This is a genomic window from Halolamina salina (assembly GCF_042678005.1).
GTDB classification, from domain to species: domain Archaea; phylum Halobacteriota; class Halobacteria; order Halobacteriales; family Haloferacaceae; genus Halolamina; species Halolamina salina.
This window is the reverse complement of record NZ_JBHUDH010000119.1, coordinates 13,607-14,322: the sequence shown is the minus strand read 5'-3', so window position 1 is coordinate 14,322 and position 716 is coordinate 13,607. Positions and strand designations below refer to the sequence as shown.

General features: G+C 70.0%; 1 protein-coding gene. It reads left to right on the top strand.

The features are described from left to right. Positions 1-14: 14 nt before the first annotated feature. The coding region (gene pgk, locus ACFR9S_RS10735) for a phosphoglycerate kinase (RefSeq protein ID WP_379818610.1) at positions 15-716 on the top strand (702 nt) is incomplete at its 3' end.

Sequence of the window (716 nt, the reverse complement as noted above, 5' to 3'; positions counted from 1 at the left end):
CGGGTGGCCCCTCGATGGACCGCGTCGGGCGCTGTGCCGACTACCTCGACCTCGACGTGCGGTTCGTCGACGACATCTGCGGGCCGACGGCGATCGACGCGATCGAGGACGCCGCCCCCGGCGAGGTGCTGCTGCTCGACAACGTCCGGATGGACGACGACGAACTCGCCGACCGCGAGCCCGCTGAGCACGCCCGGTCGCGGCTGGTCACCCGCCTCGCCGACGCCGCGGACGCCTACGTCAACGACGCCTACTCGGCGGCCCACCGCGGTCACGCCTCGCTCGTCGGCTTCCCGTACGCGCTCCCCGCCTACGCCGGCCGGGTGATGGAGACGGAGTACGAGGCGAACTCCGCCATCGCCACCCGCGAGTTCGACGGGCAAGTGACGATGGCCGTCGGCGGCACCAAGGCGACTGACGTGATCGAGGTGATGGACGCGATCGGCGACAAGGTCGACGCGTTCTGTCTCGGCGGCATCGCTGGCGAACTGTTCCTCCGCGCGGCGGGCCACTCCGTCGGCTACGACGTCGGCGACTCCGAGCGCTTCGACGAGCAGTGGGCCGAGAACGAGGAGACGATCCGTTCGGTGCTCGACGAGCGCGGCGATCAGATCCACCTCCCGCTCGATCTGGCCTACGAGAACGAGTACGGCCAGCGTGCGGAGATCGCGCTCTGGCAGATCGACGAGAAGAGCACGCCGTTTCTCGACGTGGGG